We start from the raw sequence: 18266 nt of genomic DNA, 5'->3' as shown, positions 1-18266 counted from the left end.
GGATAAGCCTACTTGCATCCTGGCGGGAAATTTATTACAATAGTCATATTCTTATACTAAAATGCTTAGATAAGGAGCAGTAGTGGTGCAGCAGCCCGTTTTAGAGAGTTGACGGAAGGTGCAAGTCAGCCGGGCACATCATGAACTCGCCTTTGAGCAGCAAGTGTGAAGTACCAGTAATGCTTGCCGTTTTCCGCGTTAAGGATGAATGAAGCGAGTGACATGTTCACTAATGTGGGTGGTACCGCGGGAGATTTATACATAATCCTCTCGTCCCTTTTTTGGGATGAGAGGTTTTTTATTTTTTTAGGCTGTCTCGTAAAGGTTGTTGCTTACAGACTAAGTTTAACTATCTGAGTTGATTGCAGCGGAAATCAACGGGCATTATTCATAAGCCAAACAATGTTTTATAAGAAGAGAGCCTGATTTTATTTTCATTAATAGGAGGAAACAAAAATGAGTTTCAATCATCAGGAGATTGAAAAAAAGTGGCAAGGCTACTGGGAAGAAAATAAAACTTTCAAAACAACTGAAGATAAAGGCAAGCGCAAATTTTATGCACTTGATATGTTCCCTTACCCTTCAGGCGCAGGACTTCATGTCGGGCACCCGGAAGGATATACGGCAACAGACATCCTTTCCCGCATGAAGCGCATGCAGGGCTATAATGTCCTTCACCCAATGGGCTGGGATGCATTTGGTTTGCCTGCCGAGCAATACGCCCTTGATACAGGAAACGATCCTGCTGAATTCACAGAACAGAATATCAACACCTTCCGCCGCCAGATAAAGGCGTTAGGCTTTTCATATGACTGGAATCGTGAAGTAAACACAACAGACCCTGAATACTATAAATGGACTCAGTGGATATTCTTAAAGCTTTATGAAAAAGGGCTTGCATATATCGATGAAGTAGCTGTTAACTGGTGTCCCGCACTTGGAACAGTGCTTGCTAATGAAGAGGTCATTGACGGAAAAAGTGAACGCGGAGGCCATCCGGTAGAACGACGTCCAATGAGACAGTGGATGCTTAAAATTACAGCTTATGCGGATCGCCTGCTTGAAGATCTTGATTTACTGGATTGGCCAGAGAGCCTAAAGGATATGCAGCGAAACTGGATCGGCCGTTCGGAAGGAGCAGAAGTAACATTCAATATTGAAGGCCATGATGGCACGTTCACTGTTTTCACAACACGCCCTGACACATTATATGGTGCAACATATGCTGTTCTTGCTCCGGAACATGCGCTTGTTGATAAAATCACAACAGAAGGGCAGCGCGAGGCAGTTCAGGCCTACATTGACAAAGTAAAGAGCAAGAGCGACCTAGAGCGGACAGATCTTGCTAAAGAAAAAACAGGTGTCTTCACTGGTGCTTATGCGATTAACCCTGCCAATGGCGAAAAAATGCCAATCTGGATTGCAGATTATGTATTAGTCAGCTATGGAACTGGGGCCATCATGGCGGTTCCAGCTCATGACGAGCGGGACTATGAGTTCGCCAAGCAATTTGATCTTCCTATTATAGAAGTTGTTGCCGGCGGAGATGTTGAAAAAGAAGCATACACTGGCGACGGCGAGCATGTGAACTCAGGTTTCCTTAATGGTTTAAACAAAGAGGAAGCAATTGAGAAAATGATCACATGGCTTGAAGAAAAAGGCATTGGCACTAAGAAGATTACTTATCGTCTTCGTGACTGGCTATTCAGCCGCCAGCGCTATTGGGGCGAACCGATTCCAGTAATCCACTGGGAAGATGGCACAATGACTGCCGTGCCTGAAGATCAGCTGCCATTAGTGCTTCCAAAAACTACGGAAATCAAACCATCCGGCACTGGAGAGTCACCATTAGCCAACATTGATGAGTGGGTTAATGTTGTGGATCCTGAAACAGGCAAAAAAGGCCGCAGGGAAACAAACACAATGCCGCAATGGGCAGGCAGCTGCTGGTACTATCTTCGCTATATTGATCCGAAAAACAGTGAAGCTCTTGCAGACCCTGAGAAATTGAAAGAATGGCTTCCAGTTGATATTTATATCGGAGGAGCTGAACATGCGGTCCTTCATCTTCTATATGCCCGCTTCTGGCACAAGGTCCTTTACGATGTGGGAGTTGTCCATACGAAGGAACCTTTCCAAAAGCTATTTAACCAAGGTATGATTCTTGGGGAAAATAATGAGAAAATGAGTAAATCAAAAGGCAATGTCGTTAATCCGGATGAAATTGTTGCAAGCCACGGTGCTGATACTCTTCGTCTATACGAAATGTTCATGGGTCCGCTTGAAGCTTCCATCGCATGGTCTACAAATGGATTGGATGGTTCAAGAAGATTCCTTGATCGCATCTGGCGATTGTTTGTGGAAGAGACTGGTGAATTAAGCCCGGGAATTCAGGACATTGAAGAAGGCAGCAGCCTTGAAAAGGTTTACCACCAAACGGTGAAAAAAGTAACTGAGGATTACGAAGGGCTGCGTTTCAACACGGCTATTTCTCAAATGATGGTATTCATCAATGAAGCATATAAAGCAGATGTGCTTCCAAAGATCTTTGCAGAAGGCTTTGTTAAAATGCTTTCACCAATTGCTCCTCACATGTCCGAAGAGCTTTGGTCAAAATTAGGCCATGGTGAATCTATTGCTTATGAAGCCTGGCCTGCATTTGATGAAGCCAAAATGACAGATGATGAAGTTGAAATTGTTATCCAGATCAACGGCAAAGTTAAAGCAAAGCTTATGGTTCCTGCCGATGCCAAAAAAGACCTATTGGAGCAAATCGCAATGGGCGATGACAAAGTAAAAGAACAAATTGACGGAAAAACTGTCCGTAAAGTCATCGCGGTACCAGGTAAACTTGTAAATATCGTTGCAAATTAAGTTAGATCAGATGAAACCACCTCTATTAGATCAGGGGTGGTTTTTGTAGTTGTGTTATAGAAACTTCCCATTTATATTTTTTGTGCCATATAGGGTATTATAGGAGTGGCAGCATTATTAAATGCTAAGTGCTATTTATAAAGCTTTCCAGAAAGGGTGTTAGGATTGGACCGTATTGAAGAGATTACAACAGAAGAATTACAGAAAAAGCTTGAAGCTGGGGAGAAGCTTGAGCTTGTAGATGTGAGGGAAGATGAAGAGGTTGCATCCGGCATGATTCCAGGCGCGAGACATATCCGTATGGGCACGGTACCCGAGAATCTTGATAAATTTGATAAAGATACGGAGTACATTATTATTTGCCGTTCTGGCAATCGCAGCGGAAACGTATGCCACTATTTGCAGGACCAGGGATATAAAGTCCGCAATATGACAGGGGGCATGCTGAACTGGCAGGGGGAAACAAAATAGAATAGAGCGGAGCCGCAGAAGGCTTCGTTTTTTTTTATGTGTTTGTTTTAAAAATTCAGATAATTGACCAGACTGATAAAAAACTATGAAAGGAAGTTTCCTGTGATAAAGGTAAAGTTATTTGATCATGAACATGAAAAAGACCTGGAAAAGGATATGAATCATTTTCTGGAAAAGATTGAGGAAAAAAAGCTGCTGGATATAAAATATAATGTTGCGGCAGTGCAAGAGGATGAAGACGAACAAATTTATTGTTTCTCTGCCATGGTTATATATAGAGCCTGATTCTGAGGAGCATCAGGCTCTATCTTTATTTATAAGATTCTAGCTGAAACTGCTGCGTTTATTCCGGCTAACCTGCCTGTTACAAGTGCGGATGTAATATTATACCCGCCTGTGTAGCCATGGATGTCCAGGATTTCTCCGCAGAAGAAAAGTCCTTCCATCAATTTTGAAGCCATTGTTTGCGGTTCAATTTCTTTGACGGAAACCCCTCCGCCGGTAACAAAGGCTTTATCTAGAGGCAACGTCCCATTTACCTTAAATTGAAAAGATTTGCAGGCTTTAACAAAACTTCTGATCTTTTCGTTTGAAATCGCAGCTCCCTGTGAGGATGGATCCATTCCGTTCTGCTCAAAAAGAAACAAAAGATATCTTTCGGGAAGCATCCCTTTTAAGAGATTTTTAATACTTTTCTTTGGATCTTCTTTAATCTTTTTGGACACTTCCTGAAAAAGAGGCTCTTCCTTTGTATCCGGGATAGCGTCCAAATTCATGACTACTTCTTTTAAATTCCACTTCTTCATCGCTTTCACCGCATATTGGCTGCAGCGCAAAACGGCCGGGCCGCTAATGCCAAAATGGGTAAAAATCATATCCATCCGATGAGTTATGAGCGCTTTTCCTTTAGGGTTTAAAACACTAAGTGCCACACTCCGGAGTGACAGTCCCTGCAGCATTTTTTCTTTAATAAAGTTCTCAGAAGATGTCAGCGGAACTTCGGTTGGGAAAAGCTCTGTAATCGTATGGCCTGCTTTTTCCGCCCATGCATAGCCGTCACCGGTTGAGCCGGTATGAGGGACTGATTTTCCTCCGACGGCTATCACAACTGAGTCTGCTTCATAAACATCGCCTGTTTTTAATTTTACCGCTTTCACCCTGCCATTTTCATAGCGAACATCCTGAATGGGGCTGTCCGTTTTGATATCGACGTTCAGCTCTTTCAGCCTTGAAATCAGGGCATCAACAACAGATTGTGCTTTGTCGGTAACGGGAAACATCCGCCCGTGATCTTCCTCTTTCAGCTTAATTCCCAAATTCTCAAAGAATCGGATAATATCTTCATTGCTGAAAATGGAGAATGCGCTGTACAAAAACCGGCCATTTCCAGGAATATGCTTAATGATTTCATCCACTGGCAGCCTGTTTGTGACATTGCACCGGCCTCCCCCGGAAATGGCTAGCTTTCTTCCAAGCTTGTTTCCTTTGTCAATCAGCAGGACCTTTGCCTTCTGTTCAGCAGCACCAATTGCTGCCATCAATCCCGATGGCCCCCCGCCTATAACTATTACATTATATTTCATGTTTTCACCAACTTATCTTATTAGCTAAAAAAGCAATAGCTCCATTATAAATCAAATATCCTATTTCTAAAAATAATGCCCCATTATGCGGTATTGCAAGTGGAATTTCTTCAACAAGAAGAGTACACTACAAATAGTGTGTCTAAAAAGATAGAAAAATGACGAACTAGCTTGGGCATTCATATACTGTTATAGTTTGCATGCTGCAGTTTTTTAAATAAGAAAGAACGATTTGAAAGTCGATAACTGTCTAGCTCCACAAGGAACGCTTCGACAGCTTTATCATCGCACGACTAAAAGCACTAGCTTTTAGGAGGAGCGCCTACCCCCTCGAGGTGTCGGGGGTGGTCAAGGCGCTTCCGCATTTCATAAAGGAAGGGATTATATGTCATCTAAGCTCTTAAAGGGAACCTTCATCCTTACGCTTGGCACAATTATCTCGAAGGTTCTTGGTTTGTTTTATGTTATTCCTTTTTACCAAATTGTCGGGAAGGAAGGGACAGCCCTTTATTCCTTTTCGTATACACCTTATACAATCTTTATTAGTGTTGCAACAGCTGGGGTTCCGCTTGCTGTTTCAAAATTTATCTCTAAATATAATGCAATAGAGGAATATGCGGTCGGAAGAAAGCTGTTCAAATCAGGTTTGGCAGTCATGACGGCAAGCGGAATCATTTCATTCCTGATACTCTTCTTCCTTGCACCGGCGGTTGCCGAAATGACGCTGGCAGGGAAAGACGTTGAGGTTAGTGTTGAAGATGTTACAACTGTAATCAGAGCTGTATCATTTGCCCTGATTATAATTCCGTTCATGAGTTTGATAAGGGGGTTCTTCCAGGGACATCAGTCGATGGGTCCTACTGCTGTTTCACAGGTTGTGGAGCAAATTGTCCGCATCCTGTTTGTTCTAGCAGGTGCTTATGTGGTTTTAAATGTTATGGAGGGATCGCTGACCACAGCGATCAGTGTCGCCACCTTTGCTGCCTTTATTGGCGGCCTCGGAAGCCTCGGGGTATTATTCTGGTATTGGTATAAACGCAAGCCGCATTTGGATAAAATGCTTGAGGAAGATAAAGGGACCGTTGACATTTCCTTAAAGGAAATTTATAAAGAAATCATTCTTTATGCAGCACCGTTTGTATTTGTTGGTCTCGCGAATCCTCTCTTTCAGTTTATCGATCAGATTACATTTACCAGGGCGATGGATGCCATCGGTGAATCGAAAAATGCAGTAGCAGCCTTTTCTGTCCTGAACTTTGAGACGCATAAGCTGGTCATCATTCCCGTCTCGCTTGCCACAGCTTTCTCGCTGACGCTTGTGCCAAGTGTGACGAAAGCATTTATGGAAGAAGACAGGTCAGATTTAAACCGCCAGCTTAACCAGACTTTCCAGGTGCTTCTCTTTCTGACTCTTCCTGCTGTGGCAGGATTGTCCCTGCTTGCCGAGCCGGTGTTCACCCTGTTTTATGAACATAAAGATCTTGGTACTGAAGTGTTAAGAACTTATGCGCCAGTGGCGATTCTCTTTGCTTATTATTCGGTAACTGCAGCCATTCTGCAGGGAATCAATGAACAGCGTTTTACAATCTTAAGTTTGCTGACTGGCCTGCTTGTAAAGCTGTCACTGAATATTCCGCTCATAAAACTGTTCGAAACACAGGGAGCAGTATTTTCAACCGCTCTTGGCTATATCACAGCTATTTTAATTAACCTTTTCGTAATTAAAACATTTGCAAAATATCCTTTCAAGCTTGTATTAAGAAGAGGAATATTGATTGTATTATTTACTGCATGCATGTACATTGCTGCAGGCGTGGTTTATAAAATCACAACTGCCTTCTTATCGCCGGCATCCAATTTCCAGGCTATCATCATTGTCATTACCTGCGCAGCAGCAGGAGCGGGAGTCTATTTTTACCTAAGCTTCAGAACAAAATTAATCTATCTCCTGTTCGGATCAAGAGTCGATAGAATGCTTAAGAAATTAAGATTGAAGTCATAAAAATAGAAGGTCTCCTTGATGGGGGCCTTTTTAAAGCGGAGGTATGTTAAAGCCTTTCGCTTACTCAAAATTATTTTGGAGGAGGGGCAGCCATGAGAATTGACAAAATGCTGGCCAATCTGGGCTACGGCAGCCGTAAGGATGTTAAAAAGCTTTTAAAGGATGGAGCTGTAACCGTAAATGATGTAAAAGTAAAGGATCCCAAGCACCAGGTCAATCCTGAACAGGATGCTGTCATCATTAATGGGGAAAAGGTTGAATATAAGGAATTCATTTATTTGATGATGAACAAACCGCCAGGCGTCATTTCCGCAACGGAAGACTCTCAATTTGAAACCGTGGTGGATCTGCTCGAAATGGAAGACCTTGTTTTTTCTCCTTTTCCAGTAGGGCGCCTGGATAAGGATACAGAAGGGCTTTTGCTGCTGACCAATGACGGCCAGCTGGCACATCGGCTGCTTTCTCCAAAGAAGCATGTTCCTAAAACCTATTTTGCAGTCATAGACAGTGAAGTCACAGCAGATGATATTGCCGCATTTAAAAAAGGGGTTATATTGGATGACGGCTATGAAACTAAGCCTGGTGAGCTTGAGATTCTTAAATCCGGCATAACATCCGATATTGAGTTAACTATCACAGAGGGAAAGTTTCATCAGGTGAAAAGAATGTTTGAGGCAGTGGGCAAAAGAGTCATCTATTTAAAAAGACTCTCAATGGGCCCGCTCGAGCTGGATGAAACATTGGAATTGGGTGAATATCGGGAATTGACTGATGAAGAGCTTGATAAGCTGATGAATTATGAAATGAGATGAGACGGAAAAATCGCCCTGACAGCAGGGCGATTTTTTATTTTTATTAGGTTGATTATGCTTTGAGTGTTAAGATGACATCTTTACTTTCTTTTGAGTAATGGTCCATTTGCCTCTGCTCGGACTCTTAACCAAGTCATTGTAGGCGAGGACATTTAAATCTCTTTGTATGGTGCGAGGAGTAATACCAAATTCCTCTACAAGCTCCTGAGTTGTTACAGTTCCGCGCTTACTAATAAACATGTAGACGGATTTTACACGGTTTAACATCCGGTTAGTTGAAGGTTTCAAAAAACCACTCCCTATCCTTTTTTCAAACCCCATGGCAATTTCCTGCAACCGACAGCTACATTGAAGGATTTTCCCTCAATCGTATGTAGTTTTCTTTTCCTCAGACAACCCCTTTGTATTCTGGTTATTTTAGTCAAGATGTCATACCTCTGACTATATTGTAACGCTATTATCTGATTATTTCTACTTTAAGAATACAATTTTACAAAAAATTTATAATGCTGCTTCTGTTTTAGTCTTTACATTCCCCTCCTTTTTAATGTATGTTCAATTCCCTAATTATTTGCGATTAAACCTCGATGGGAAAAGGGACTATTACTATAACTTATGGCAGAAGGGGCTTGTAATATGTACTGAAAATTCAAATAATCATTCAGGAAAGTTTCTATATCCTAAAATTTGTTTTTTGATTATAATCAATTGGTATATTTAAAAGAGATTGAAAGGAAGAAAGTGTTATGGAAGCTCACTCGCTGAGAGATCGCCTGGTATACCCGAAGGAAAACATTTATTTTGCGTTTGTTGCTTTATTTAGTATTTTGTCTTATATTTTTCTCGCATTCTCTATTATTGGGATTGTGATTATTTTGGGCTTAATCCTTGTATCTCTTCTGTTCCATGGGATTATGATGGGCGGGATCAGAAGAAACGGAGTAAGAATAAGTGAGAAACAATTTCCGGAGATTTATGAAAAAGCAGTACTAACTGCCAATGAAATGGGTCTGCGAGATCTGCCGGATATATATGTGATTGAGTCTGAAGGAGTCTTAAATGCCTTTGCAACCAGGTTTTTCAGAAGAAATATGGTTGTGTTATATTCTGGTATTTTTGAGTTGACTGCTCGGGGAGCTGAAAAGGAAGTGCTGTTCGTTCTGGCCCATGAGTTTGCTCATTTAAAAAAAAAGCATGTTATCATAAGCCTTCTTCTGCTTCCTGCTATGTGGGTTCCATTCCTCGGGAATGCGTACTTAAGAGCATGCGAGTATACTTGTGACCGTTATGCTGCCTTTTATATAAAGTCGTTTGAAGCATCAAGAGATGCCCTGACTATGCTTGCCATTGGAAAAGAACTTTATCCTAAGGTCAATAAGCAGGCATACATGGAGCAGCTCCAAACGGAAGCCGGATTTTTTGTCTGGCTGAATGAAAAACTTTCCACCCATCCTCACCTGCCAAAAAGAATTTATGCTTTATCAAAAGTTTTTGCTGAAGAATATGCAGTTGAGTTAAAAGAACCAAAGGGCAGGATATGGCTGGGGTTAGCAGGATCAGTCCTAACGCTGACTATTCTTTCCGGCGGACTTTGGGTTGGCTTTAAATCACTTGAAAAGATGGATTTGTGGACTGAAACGGTTATGGGCATTGAAGGGGCTACCGCTCTAATGAATGCGGCGAGTGAAAATGATACTGAAATGATCCGCACTTTACTGGCTGATGGAGCTGATATGGAGGAAATGGATGCAGATGGCACTACTGCCTTACACTGGGCTGTTTCTTATGGCCAGTATGATAGCGCTGCCCTTCTGCTGGAAAATGGCGCACAGCCTAATACGGCAGATAATTATCAAACCACCCCTTTAATGAGTGCAGTTTTTAATGAGGATAGTGAAATGGCAATGCTTCTTCTGGAATATGGTGCAGATCCCGCTGTGAAAGATGCGGATGGCTATACAGCCTATGATTACGCTGCAGACTTTGAAAATACAGAATTAATGGATATCCTCCAGCCCTAATGAAACTGCCCCTTTGTAGGGGCAGTTTTATTAAGGTCTTAAAGAAAATATGAAAAAGAGCAAACCTTTTCCAATTATATCCGTATGTATAGTCAGGAGGAGAGTAAATGAACTTATTAAACGCCGATATTGCATCAGCAGGCTATGAAAATGGAAAACCGATCATACATAATATTAATTTTGCTTTAAAAGCAGGGGAATTGATAGGGCTAATAGGTCCTAACGGAGCAGGAAAAAGCACAACGATTAAAACACTCCTTGGATTATTGGAACATAAAAAGGGGACAGTGGAATTTAAGCAGGGAGTTAAGTATTCCTATATACCTGAACGCCCCATTTTTTATGATGAGCTGACATTGTGGGAACACTTGGATTTTACAGCTGCCGTAGAGGGACTGCCGGAAATCCGGTATAAGAAGAGAGCGGCAGAGCTTTTGAAGGAGTACAATCTGTCTGAACACGCTCATAGATTTCCCGGCACATATTCAAAGGGTATGCAGCAAAAGGCCATGCTGATTCTCGCGATGCTTGCCAAGCCGGATGTCTATATTATTGATGAACCGTTTATTGGGCTGGATCCTAATGCTATGAAACTGTTTCTGGAATCAATTGAAAGAGAGAGGCAAAGGGGTGCAGGCATTCTAATGTCCACGCATGTTCTGGATACTGCTGAGAAAGTATGCGGCCGCTTTCTAATAGTGCATGATGGCCAGTTGAAAGCATCCGGCTCACTAGACGATATCAGGCAGCAATGCGGTCTTTTGACTGGTTCGCTTTATGATTGCTTTCATCAGATTGCAGAGGGAAATGACAATGAGAAGTAGTTCGCTCTTTCTTGGAAGGTTAATCAATAGCTGGAAGTATCAGTTTGGTATTTTCCGTTCCATTGCAGATTGGACCATCATGGTTTATCTCGTTGTTCCCGGTGCTGTCATTTTTGGAATGATATATCGCTCCTGGTGGTTAGAAGCGCCGGAATGGATTGCCGACTTGCCAATATTTATCCTTTTCTTCCTGCTTTATATTTTTTCATGGCTGGGAAACTTTCGCCCTTTTATACAAGAGGCTGATAAAGTATTTCTGGTGAAGAACAAGAGCCTCTATTTAGGAATGAGAAAATGGGGATTTGGCTATTCACTACTCTTTCAGGCAATCAGTACAGGCGCGATGATAGCTCTTCTTCTTCCCTTTCTAAAGAACAGTTATTTTTTGCAATGGAGTCAAATCATTGCCCTGCTGATTTTTTTCATTCCTATGAAATGGGTTATTATGACAATTTCCTATTATCTGAAAAGGATTGAAGGGAAGTTTAAAAGATATGTAATTTGCTTTCTGCTGTTTGTATTATTAAGCTGGTTCAGCCAGCTCGTCTATTCACTGTGGAATTTCGGTGCAGTCTTACCGGTTTATATGATTTCGGCAGTGCTGCTTTCCGGTACCCTAATGAGAGTCTCCCGGATGCTGAAAAAGATATCGGCGTTAGACTTTGAAATTATGCTGGAGCAGGAGGAAAAAACAAAGTATATCAAATGGATATTTATGATGGCTCCAGAAATAGAAAAGCCTGCTATTTCAATGAGGACAAAACCTCTATTATTCAGAAACTCCAGACGGATCTTTAAAAAGAGAACACCCATTACGGGACTGATAGAATTATTTATTAAGATTTTCATACGGAATCCCTCATATATTTTCAGTTATTTTCAAATCATTTCTGTAAGCGCAGCGGGGATTATTTCCATTCCGCCACTATGGATAAAAGTTATTGTGTCGGGCGTCTTCCTTTTCTTAATGTATACATGGCTTTCCATCACCTGGGATAAAGCCATTATGTCCCATCCTTTTACGAAAAAATATAGTGAAAAAGATTTCTATTTCACCGCAAGAAATAGAACGGTCATAGCCTTTTTCTTCCTCGCCATTTTGATCTTAAGCCTGATTGTAAGCGTCTTGACAATCATCTTGGCAAGGTTCAGCATTCCTGGTGCATAATAAAAGTATGTTCCTATTATCAGTCCCAAAAGCAAATTGCAGGCAATTGGGTTATAATGGGGAAATCATAACAGTTCAAATCAGGATAAGGAGGCAACTTTATGAACATATTGGATTGGCAAAAAGAGGTTAATAACAGAAAAGACGCTTTAATTGAAGATACTCAAAAACTTTTGAGAATTAAAAGTCTGCTGGATGAAGAGAATGCAGCAGATGATGCGCCCCTTGGTGAAGGTGTAAAGGAAGCGCTCGATTTCATGCTTGAACTTGGAGAAAAGGATGGATTCACTGCTAAAAATGTCGGCAGCCTGGCTGGTCACCTGGAATTTGGCGAGGGTGAAGAAATTGTTGGTGTACTTTGTCATGTCGATGTAGTTCCTGAAGGAGATGGATGGACTAGCGATCCATTTGGTGCAGAAATCCGCGATGGAAAGATTTTTGCCAGAGGGGCGATCGACGACAAAGGCCCGACGATGGCTGCTTATTATGCTATGAAAATTGTAAAGGAATTAGAGCTGCCTTTAAGCAAACGGGTTCGAATGATTATTGGAACAGATGAAGAAAGTGACTGGCGCTGTGTAGAGCATTATTTTAAACACGAAGAAATGCCAGCAATGGGATTTGCACCTGATGCAGATTTCCCAATCATCTATGCAGAAAAGGGCATCTCAGATTTTGATCTTGTCCAAATTGGCCATACCGAAGAAACAGACAGGGAAGTATTGGCAGAGGTCGTGCATTTTCAGTCAGGAAGAAGATATAACATGGTTCCTGATTTTGCAAGAGCCAGTCTTGCAGTCCATCTTGAACACACTGAAGTGGTGCAAAGGTATATTGATTTCCTGAAAAAGACTGAGCTTGAAGGAAAGTATTACATAGATAATGGCGAACTGATTCTGGAGCTTCAGGGGGTTTCGGCTCATGGGATGGAGCCTGATAATGGAAAAAATGCAGGTATTCTGATGGCATCATTCCTGGCGTCCCTTCAGCTGGATGGGAAGGCATGCCAATATTTTCAGTTTGTATCCCGATACTTATGTGATGATTCCAGAGGAAGAAAGCTTGGCATCGCCTGTACGGATGAGATTACCGGAGATTTAACCGTTAATGTAGGAAAACTTTCATATACAAAAGAAAATGGCGGCCGTTTAGGCTTTAATCTACGTTATCCTGTCACTAACAATATGGATGATACGAAAAATAAGCTTCAGTCATTGATTGAAGACGAACATTTCAGATTAGAGAATTTCACTGATTCCAAGCCGCATCATGTGAAAGAAGATGATTTTCTTATACAGACCCTGAAAAAAGTGTATGAACAGCAGACTGGCGAAAAGGCAGAGCTCTTATCAATTGGCGGGGGCACATATGCACGTTCCTTGAAGTCTGGAGTGGCATTTGGCCCGCTTTTCCCAGGCAGGGAAGACGTGGCACATCAAAAAGATGAATATGTGTTTATTGAGGATTTAATAAAAGCTTGAGCTATTTATGCACAGGCGATTTATGAACTTGCGAAATAGCTCTGAAACCTGATATGATGGCTGAAAGATTTTACATAAACAGCTAATAGATTAGACAAAAAAACATATACAGGGAGTGGCTGGGAAATGGAATATGTTATTTTGAACGGAGACTTGATTGAACGATCAGAAGCGAAAGTGGATATCGAGGACCGGGGCTATCAATTTGGTGATGGCGTCTATGAAGTGATCCGCGTCTATAACGGAAAAATGTTTACGGCAGATGAGCACCTTGAAAGGCTGCTTGAGAGCGGAAGGAAAATAGAGCTCGATATCCCTTATTCTATAGGGCAGCTTAAACAGATGCTTGCAGAGATGATCGAAAGGAATAATCTCGAACTGGGAATAGTATATATGCAATTTTCCAGGGGGACTTCTCCAAGAAATCATGCTTATCCTGGAGCAGACGTTGCACCGGTGCTTACCGCCTATACCCGTGAAAACAAAAGACCTGTTGAGAGTATGAGAAATGGCGTTAAGGCAAGTTTGATTGAAGATATTCGCTGGCTGCGCTGTGATATAAAGAGCTTGAATTTGCTTGGCAATATCATGGCGAAGCAAAAAGCAGCTCAATCAGGCTGCTTTGAAGCTATTCAGCACCGAGGGGATACCGTGACTGAAGGGAGTTCCTCCAATATTGCAATCGTAAAAGATGGGACATTATATACTCATCCTGCAACAAATCTGATTCTAAATGGCATTACCCGCCGTAAGATTAATGAGATCTGCAGGGAAAATGGAATAGCGCTTGAAGAATCTGCTTTTACAAAAGCAGATCTGCTGGGCGCAGATGAAGTCTTTATGTCCAGTACATCAGCTGAAATTACTCCGATTACAGAGATTGAAGGAAAGCCTGTTGGTAATGGCAGACCTGGTCCATTAACAAATAAATTACAGAACCTTTTTGAAGAGGCAATTGAAAGTCAGTGCGGCAGTCTGACGGTTAAAATTAGATAATCTAAAACGAAAGACCCCAGGAACAATGGAACAATCCCTGGGGTCTTTTAACTTACTTACTCAAACTGAAATAGATCGCTTGAAAGATATCTTTCTCCAGTATCACATACAATAAATACGACAACATCATCCGGTTTAAGCCTTTTTGCTACCTGAATGGCGGCATAGCAGGCTGCTCCTGAGGATGGACCGACTAATATCCCTTCTTCTCTTGCCATTCTTCGTGTCGTATCATATGCTTCTTCATCTTTGATTTGGTGAATTTCATCATAAACATCCGTATTGAGAATCTCCGGAACAAATCCGGGACTTGTGCCGACAAGTTTGTGCCTGCCAGGCTTTCCGCCCGATAGGACGGGCGAGCCTTTTGGCTCCACAACATGCACTTCTAATCCAGGATAATGCTCTTTCAAAACTTCACCTGTGCCAGTAATCGTGCCGCCCGTCCCTGCCGTGGCAACAAAGGCTGAAAGTGGTTTGCCGATTTCCTTCATGCCCTCAATAATTTCGACTGCTGTTGAATGGCGATGTGCATCCGGGTTAGCGTTATTTTCAAATTGCATCGGCACAAAGCTGTTTGGAATCTCCTCAGCCAGTTCATTTGCTTTATTAATAGCCCCGGGCATTTTGTCATCTCCAGGAGTCAGGACAACTTCTGCTCCATATGCTTTCAAAAGGTTGATCCTCTCTGCCGTCATGGTATCAGGCATAACCAGAATAGCCTTATAGCCGCGTGCTGCTGCATTCATTGCAAGCCCGATACCGGTATTTCCGCTGGTTGGTTCAATAATGGTTGCCCCGGGTTTTAATTTGCCTGCTTTCTCAGCTTCGACAATCATATTATATGCCGCGCGGTCTTTTACACTGCGGCTTGGATTGTAGAATTCAAGCTTTGCATAAATGCTTGCGCCATTTTCGGGTGCAAGCTTATTTAATTTAACAAGTGGAGTATCTCCAATCAGGTCCGCGAGATTGTTGACAACTTTCATCTGACTCTCCCTTTCGAATAAGACTGTAATAACAAGGAAGTTTAATACTTTGTTATTTTATGTCCATCTGTTTAATTTCATCCTAACAAAGGAAATCTATAACTATTCATATTATATCCATCATACTAAACCAGACTATTCCAATCAAATCAAAAGGAATTGGAAAGAATACAAAAATAAAAGGACAAAACAGAAAGTATCTGCCAATCTTAACTGATGTTTGTTAAAATAAGTGAAAATATGGAGGAATTTCAAGTGTCTAATCAAATGAATGCTCATTTTTTCTTTGCGATGAAAATACCGGAGGAAACAAAGAAAAAACTGAAAGAATACATGGGGGATTTAAGACCAAAATTGACTTTTAGCCGCTGGGTCCATCATGAGGATTATCATATTACACTAGCATTTCTTGGGTCTGCACCCGAAGAAAAACTGCAGAAAGCAGCCAAGCTTGTCACTGACTCAATCAGAAACGAAGAAAGATTTCCACTTAATATCTGCAAACTTGGCGTATTTGGAAAACAAGAGGCTCCAAGAATTTTCTGGTGTGGAACACAGGTAGACAAGCATCTTCAAGAATTAAGATCAAAAGTATATTCAGCATGCCAGGAAGCGGGTTTTGAATTGGAGACAAGACCATTTAAACCTCATATCACTATGGCAAGAAAATGGGCTGGTATTCATCCATTTCAGGAAAGCATGCTGGACGTTAACAGTCCATTTAAAGACGGGCCCCTTGAATTTAAGGCTTCAGAAGTCGTCCTATACCAAACCCGCCTGGACAAAACTCCGAAATATGAAAGCATTGCCATCTTTCCGCTTTTGGAGGAATAAAATAAATACATACTATTAATGAATAACAGCTTAGGTGACATTGCTGCTTTTGAAAGAATATAAAATAGTTATCACTGAGTTGATTGGAGCGGAAGGTGCGAGACTCCAACGGGAGTAGCGCACCAGGGGAGACCCCGCAGCCCGTGGAAAGCGAGCACCTGTAGCGGAAATCAGCGGGCAAAATAAAAAGAACAAATGAATAATTAGAGATAGAAAGTTATATACGAAAGCAGGGCTAGGAGAATGGGACAGTTAATTAAATTGCAGGATTATGTTTCACGTTACCAACAAGACATTTTTGTATATCCTTCCCGTTTTGTCAGGCTAAAAAAACAGCAGTGGGATAAATGGCATAATGCATGGGAAACAAATGAATCCTTCAACCCCCACTCCGGGCAGCATTATACTGCCGGCACGGCAGACTGGCCTGAGGAAGAAAAAGAGCCGCTGATGGTAAAGCTAAAGGGGTTATTAAAGCGGGGGAGAAATGAAGAATTAGAGGGAAACGAGGCTGCCGGGAATGAGTTGAAAAAAGAGGGAGATGAGCTTGAATTTGAAGCCTCCTTTGCTGTGCGTCCAGAAACAATTGAGAATTTAAAACACCAGTTTCTGGATCAGCTTTATAGATTCCAGATGAAATGGGCAACCTCCACAATAACGGAAAAATCATTTCCAGATAAGCATTACTATTATGAAGAGAAGCTAAAGTATTTTTTGCAACGATATCCGGATACGTATCTTGTCATGTATAATCCGATCTTTTTACTGAAAAAGGCTCCGGTGGAAACAGAAAACATTGTTATAAGTCCGACTGAGGTATGGTGCATCAGCTTTTTGGAGGAAGAAGATTCAGCGGTATTCTCAGGTTCGAAGGATAGATTCTGGACAAAAAAGGGAAGAGGGGAAGAAAGAAAGGTCCTGAATCCGCTTCTTGCACTAAATAGAACTGAAAAGATTGTCCGAAAAATATTTGAAATTCATTCTATCGAATTGCCGATTAAAAAAGCTGTACTTACCCGAAATGGCTATATTGATTATCCTGCAGCTCCAATTGATGTTCAGCTAATCGAGAAAAGGACCTATGATCAATGGTTTCATACAATGAGAAGCCAGCGTTCGCCTCTTAAGCATGTTCAATTAAAAGGGGCACAGGCACTGCTTCAATATTGCAAGACTGCATCAGTCAAAAGGCTGGAGTGGGAGAATCGGGATGAATCATGAAAATTTACCCGAGGATAAAGCTCATAGCAGGGAAGAGCTTAAGTTCATTATTAACCCGCAGGCGAAAAATGGCTATTGTCTGAAAGTCTGGAAAAAAGTTGAGCTGATCCTGAAAGAGGAAAATATCTCTTACTCTGCTGTTAGGACAGAATATCAAAGCCATGCCAGGGAATTGGCGAAGATTTATGCAGAACAGGCAGGCGGGCAAAGATTATATCTTGTTGCTGTGGGCGGAGACGGGACGGTTCATGAGGTTATGAATGGCGCTGCGGGGCATCAGAATGTGACTGTTGGATTTATTCCTGGAGGATCTGGGAATGATTTCTCGCGGGGCTTTGGAGTCCCTAAAGCCCCTGCAGAATCTTTAAAAGCAATCCTTAAGGGGATCAGTAGTCATTCATCTGTGAAAGCTGATATCGGGATGATTAGGCACATAGATGGGAAAAAAACATATTTTATTAATAATATGGGTGCAGGATTTGATGCGCTGATTTCCCGGAAAGTTAACAGTTCAAAGATAAAAGGTATCTTGAATCAGTTATCTCTGGGCAAATTTGTATACGCTATCTTTCTTGTAAAAGAGCTGTTTACCTATAAATGCTCTGATCTTGAAATCGCTATTGGTGAAAAAAAACTCCAATTTAATTCTGCCTGGTTTATTACTATTTCCAATCAGCCATTCTATGGAGGCGGTATGAAGATTTCTCCGGATGCAAATCCTTTTGATGGAATCCTAAATGTTACGGTCGTCCACAATATATCAAGATTAAAACTTTTGTTTGTATTTGCCTCTGTCTTCAAGGGGCGTCACATAGGATTTAAAGAAGTCACATTTCTTCAGGGACAAAATGTCAGCATTAGATCTTCACACCCAATTCCTTTTCACGCAGATGGCGAGGCCTTAGGAAGCACCCCAATTTCAGCATCTGTTTGTCCCGAAGCCCTTCCTGTAATTATAGGAACTGTAAAAGATGGGTGATGATTTTAGGA

General features: G+C 41.7%; 16 protein-coding genes and 1 other annotated feature. Of the genes, 13 read left to right on the top strand and 3 right to left on the bottom strand.

Translation table 11 applies throughout. The features are described from left to right. The first annotated feature begins 57 nt into the window (after positions 1-57). Positions 58-281 (top strand) — a binding site (T-box leader). 175 nt (positions 282-456) lie between these two features. The 3 genes from leuS (at position 457) to ACXAD1_RS19950 (ending at position 3630) form a co-directional block, all read left to right on the top strand. Continuing rightward, positions 457-2874: a leucine--tRNA ligase gene (leuS, locus tag ACXAD1_RS19960; RefSeq protein WP_474910830.1), complete on the top strand. Its 2418-nt coding sequence runs from the start codon at positions 457-459 to the stop codon at positions 2872-2874. Positions 2875-3039: 165 nt separating this feature from the next. Beyond that, entirely contained in the window at positions 3040-3345 is a 306-nt protein-coding gene (locus tag ACXAD1_RS19955; RefSeq protein WP_370221377.1) for a rhodanese-like domain-containing protein, read from the top strand. A 102-nt stretch (positions 3346-3447) separates the two neighbouring features. After that, positions 3448-3630: a sporulation protein Cse60 gene (locus ACXAD1_RS19950; protein ID WP_009333366.1), complete on the top strand. Its 183-nt coding sequence runs from the start codon at positions 3448-3450 to the stop codon at positions 3628-3630. A 29-nt stretch (positions 3631-3659) separates the two neighbouring features. Here the strand turns inward: ACXAD1_RS19950 and ACXAD1_RS19945 are convergent, their stop codons facing one another. Beyond that, on the bottom strand, positions 3660-4928 hold the full coding sequence (locus ACXAD1_RS19945) for a BaiN/RdsA family NAD(P)/FAD-dependent oxidoreductase (protein ID WP_474910829.1): 1269 nt from the start codon (positions 4926-4928) through the stop codon (positions 3660-3662). A 385-nt stretch (positions 4929-5313) separates the two neighbouring features. Between ACXAD1_RS19945 and ACXAD1_RS19940 the strand changes: the two genes are divergently transcribed. Then, positions 5314-6930 (top strand): putative polysaccharide biosynthesis protein, encoded by a 1617-nt coding sequence (locus tag ACXAD1_RS19940; protein WP_474910828.1) that lies wholly within the window; start codon positions 5314-5316, stop codon positions 6928-6930. 92 nt (positions 6931-7022) lie between these two features. Further along, positions 7023-7742: a pseudouridine synthase gene (locus ACXAD1_RS19935; protein ID WP_206839199.1), complete on the top strand. Its 720-nt coding sequence runs from the start codon at positions 7023-7025 to the stop codon at positions 7740-7742. Positions 7743-7808: 66 nt separating this feature from the next. On the opposite strand, the gene ACXAD1_RS19930 is transcribed toward ACXAD1_RS19935, so the two are convergent. Further along, positions 7809-8030 (bottom strand): DeoR family transcriptional regulator, encoded by a 222-nt coding sequence (locus ACXAD1_RS19930; RefSeq protein WP_026041817.1) that lies wholly within the window; start codon positions 8028-8030, stop codon positions 7809-7811. Positions 8031-8488: 458 nt separating this feature from the next. Here ACXAD1_RS19930 and ACXAD1_RS19925 point away from each other — a divergent pair, with 458 nt between their 5' ends. From ACXAD1_RS19925 to dat, 5 genes are all read left to right on the top strand, one after another. Then, complete coding sequence (locus ACXAD1_RS19925) at positions 8489-9763, top strand: M48 family metallopeptidase (protein ID WP_474910827.1); 1275 nt, start codon at positions 8489-8491, stop codon at positions 9761-9763. A gap of 107 nt (positions 9764-9870) precedes the next feature. Beyond that, a complete protein-coding gene (locus ACXAD1_RS19920) occupies positions 9871-10587 on the top strand; it encodes an ABC transporter ATP-binding protein (protein WP_474910826.1) in 717 nt (238 codons plus the stop codon). Then, the gene (locus ACXAD1_RS19915) at positions 10577-11755 is read left to right on the top strand and encodes an ABC transporter permease (protein WP_206839196.1); all 1179 of its coding nucleotides are present in this window, start codon (positions 10577-10579) and stop codon (positions 11753-11755) included. Before ACXAD1_RS19920 ends, ACXAD1_RS19915 begins: the two co-directional genes overlap by 11 nt. A 101-nt stretch (positions 11756-11856) precedes the next feature. After that, on the top strand, positions 11857-13236 hold the full coding sequence (pepV, locus tag ACXAD1_RS19910; RefSeq protein WP_474910825.1) for a dipeptidase PepV: 1380 nt from the start codon (positions 11857-11859) through the stop codon (positions 13234-13236). Positions 13237-13362: 126 nt separating this feature from the next. Next, complete coding sequence (gene dat / locus ACXAD1_RS19905; protein WP_206839193.1) at positions 13363-14232, top strand: D-amino-acid transaminase; 870 nt, start codon at positions 13363-13365, stop codon at positions 14230-14232. A 56-nt stretch (positions 14233-14288) separates the two neighbouring features. Here dat and cysK read toward each other — a convergent pair whose 3' ends face one another. Next, on the bottom strand, positions 14289-15221 hold the full coding sequence (gene cysK / locus ACXAD1_RS19900; protein ID WP_206839192.1) for a cysteine synthase A: 933 nt from the start codon (positions 15219-15221) through the stop codon (positions 14289-14291). 255 nt (positions 15222-15476) lie between these two features. Here cysK and thpR point away from each other — a divergent pair, with 255 nt between their 5' ends. The 3 genes from thpR (at position 15477) to ACXAD1_RS19885 (ending at position 18255) form a co-directional block, all read left to right on the top strand. After that, positions 15477-16055, top strand: a complete 579-nt coding sequence (gene thpR, locus ACXAD1_RS19895) for an RNA 2',3'-cyclic phosphodiesterase (protein WP_474910824.1) — start codon at positions 15477-15479, stop codon at positions 16053-16055. A 243-nt stretch (positions 16056-16298) separates the two neighbouring features. Continuing rightward, positions 16299-17276, top strand: a complete 978-nt coding sequence (locus ACXAD1_RS19890) for a nuclease-related domain-containing protein (protein ID WP_474910823.1) — start codon at positions 16299-16301, stop codon at positions 17274-17276. After that, on the top strand, positions 17266-18255 hold the full coding sequence (locus ACXAD1_RS19885; RefSeq protein WP_370221369.1) for a diacylglycerol/lipid kinase family protein: 990 nt from the start codon (positions 17266-17268) through the stop codon (positions 18253-18255). Before ACXAD1_RS19890 ends, ACXAD1_RS19885 begins: the two co-directional genes overlap by 11 nt. The last annotated feature ends 11 nt before the right edge of the window (positions 18256-18266 follow it).

It is taken from the genome of Cytobacillus sp. ABV4_503, from assembly GCF_056158445.1.
The sequence above is the reverse complement of the archived record's forward strand: the minus strand, read 5'-3'. Positions and strand labels throughout refer to the sequence as shown.

Bases quoted from the DNA above. Each gene is read 5' to 3' on its own strand.
- leuS (WP_474910830.1), top strand. From the start codon at position 457: ATGAGTTTCAATCATCAGGAGATTGAAAAAAAGTGGCAAGGCTACTGG.
- ACXAD1_RS19945 (WP_474910829.1), bottom strand. From the start codon at position 4,928: ATGAAATATAATGTAATAGTTATAGGCGGGGGGCCATCGGGATTGATG.
- ACXAD1_RS19940 (WP_474910828.1), top strand. From the start codon at position 5,314: ATGTCATCTAAGCTCTTAAAGGGAACCTTCATCCTTACGCTTGGCACA.
- ACXAD1_RS19935 (WP_206839199.1), top strand. From the start codon at position 7,023: ATGAGAATTGACAAAATGCTGGCCAATCTGGGCTACGGCAGCCGTAAG.
- ACXAD1_RS19925 (WP_474910827.1), top strand. From the start codon at position 8,489: ATGGAAGCTCACTCGCTGAGAGATCGCCTGGTATACCCGAAGGAAAAC.
- ACXAD1_RS19920 (WP_474910826.1), top strand. From the start codon at position 9,871: ATGAACTTATTAAACGCCGATATTGCATCAGCAGGCTATGAAAATGGA.
- ACXAD1_RS19915 (WP_206839196.1), top strand. From the start codon at position 10,577: ATGAGAAGTAGTTCGCTCTTTCTTGGAAGGTTAATCAATAGCTGGAAG.
- pepV (WP_474910825.1), top strand. From the start codon at position 11,857: ATGAACATATTGGATTGGCAAAAAGAGGTTAATAACAGAAAAGACGCT.
- dat (WP_206839193.1), top strand. From the start codon at position 13,363: ATGGAATATGTTATTTTGAACGGAGACTTGATTGAACGATCAGAAGCG.
- cysK (WP_206839192.1), bottom strand. From the start codon at position 15,221: ATGAAAGTTGTCAACAATCTCGCGGACCTGATTGGAGATACTCCACTT.
- ACXAD1_RS19890 (WP_474910823.1), top strand. From the start codon at position 16,299: ATGGGACAGTTAATTAAATTGCAGGATTATGTTTCACGTTACCAACAA.
- ACXAD1_RS19885 (WP_370221369.1), top strand. From the start codon at position 17,266: ATGAATCATGAAAATTTACCCGAGGATAAAGCTCATAGCAGGGAAGAG.